This is a genomic window from Spongiactinospora gelatinilytica, from assembly GCF_003236385.1.
GTDB classification, from domain to species: Bacteria; Actinomycetota; Actinomycetes; order Streptosporangiales; family Streptosporangiaceae; genus Spongiactinospora; species Spongiactinospora gelatinilytica.
The window spans coordinates 1-1,489 of the sequence record NZ_POUA01000705.1 but is presented as its reverse complement, the minus strand read 5'-3'; the positions used below and the strand labels follow the sequence as shown (position 1 = coordinate 1,489).

Here is a 1,489-nt window from a genome sequence, read left to right as displayed (position 1 = left end):
CCCTCAGAGTCCCCTGCCCCGTAGCCGACCCCCGGGCTCAGGGGCGGCGGTAGCACAGGGCGACGGCCCCCGTCGCGGGGATGGCGGCGGCGTGGGACAGCCGCCACTTCGACGAGAGGCCGTCGGGCAGCAGGCGTACTCCCGCGCCGAGCGTCGCCGGGACCACGGTCATATGGAGCTCGTCGATCAGGTCGGCCTTGAGCAGCGCCTGGATGATGCTGGCGCTGTTCAGGACGAGGATGTCGCGGCCCGGCGCGGCCTTGAGCGCGCGTACCTCGGCTTCGAGGTCGCGGGAGACTCGGGCGTTGGTCCATTCCGTCTTGTCCAGGTCGGATTGCTGCAGGGTGGTGGAGATGACCACCTTCTCGACGGTGGCGAGCCAGTTGCCCAGGTCACGGGTCCGGGCCGAACTGTTCGGGTCGCTGGTCAGGCCGGGCCATACGGAGGTGAAGCCCTCCCAGTTGACGCGGCCGACGACCGCCGTGCTCACCCCGCGCCAGATCCCCTCGTACATGATCTCGCTCTGCTCGCTGCTGATGTGCTCCATGGCCCAGCTCATGTCGTCCTCGGGGCCGGTGCTGGTGTACCCGTCCATCGATACGACGGCGTCGGCAATGACCTTGCGCTGCTGCTCGGTGTTCTCAGACATGGTGATCCCCTCGTCACAGGTGGTTCGTAAACAGTGTCCGGTGGACGCTGTGTATGCTAGACACAGATTTAGGCCGGGAGCAAGGGCAATACTGGAGGGCCGAATTGGACCGCACCGTTGCGCTGCTTTGGGGGGTGCGACGACCGCCGAACCGGGGGCCCAAGCCCGCGTTCACCATCGAGGACATCGCCAGGGCCGCCATGGACATCGCCGACGCCGAAGGGCTCGCAGCGCTGTCCATGCAGCGGGTCGCCGGCGAACTCGGCTTCACCAAGATGGCGCTGTACCGCTACGTCAGCGGAAAGGCCGAGCTGATCGCCGTCATGATCGAGGAAGCCGTGGGCGACCCGCCCGATCTGGGCACGGTCCCCGGCGGCTGGCGCGGCAAGCTCGAACACTGGGCTCATCAACTGTGGGCGACCTGGGACCGCCACCCGTGGCTGCCCGGCGCCACCGTCGGCGAGCGGATCATGGGCCCGAGAGAGATCGGCTGGACGGAGAGCGCGGTCGCGGCCCTTGCCGGGACCGGGCTGAGCGGCAGCGAGCTGATGGACGCGGTCCTCCTGCTCAGCGGCCACGTTCGCAACACCCGATCCACCACCTTGGCCGGCACTCAGCCATGGACCGCACAGCAGCGGCTCAGGCCCGACCTCGGCGCCCTGCCCGACCACACCGCCGACCGCTTTCCCGCGCTGAGCGCCGCCATCGCATCCGCCGGCGACCCGGCCCCGGGCAGAAGCCGTCAGTTCGGCCTGCAACGCCTCCTCGACGGTCTGGAGGTCCTCATCACCCAGCGCACCCGCTGACCGTAGTGGGGTGCCTGGTCGGGTCGGGGGGTGG

2 protein-coding genes are annotated in these 1,489 nt (G+C 69.3%); one reads left to right on the top strand and one right to left on the bottom strand.

Annotated features, from left to right (window positions below; translation table 11 throughout):
- Positions 1-37: 37 nt before the first annotated feature.
- A complete protein-coding gene (locus C1I98_RS38775; RefSeq protein ID WP_233508570.1) occupies positions 38-649 on the bottom strand; it encodes a dihydrofolate reductase family protein in 612 nt (203 codons plus the stop codon).
- Between the two features lie 104 nt (positions 650-753).
- Here C1I98_RS38775 and C1I98_RS38770 point away from each other — a divergent pair, with 104 nt between their 5' ends.
- The gene (locus C1I98_RS38770) at positions 754-1,455 is read left to right on the top strand and encodes a TetR/AcrR family transcriptional regulator (protein ID WP_233508569.1); all 702 of its coding nucleotides are present in this window, start codon (positions 754-756) and stop codon (positions 1,453-1,455) included.
- Positions 1,456-1,489 lie beyond the last annotated feature (34 nt).

Bases quoted from the DNA above. Each gene is read 5' to 3' on its own strand.
- C1I98_RS38775 (WP_233508570.1), bottom strand. From the start codon at position 649: ATGTCTGAGAACACCGAGCAGCAGCGCAAGGTCATTGCCGACGCCGTC.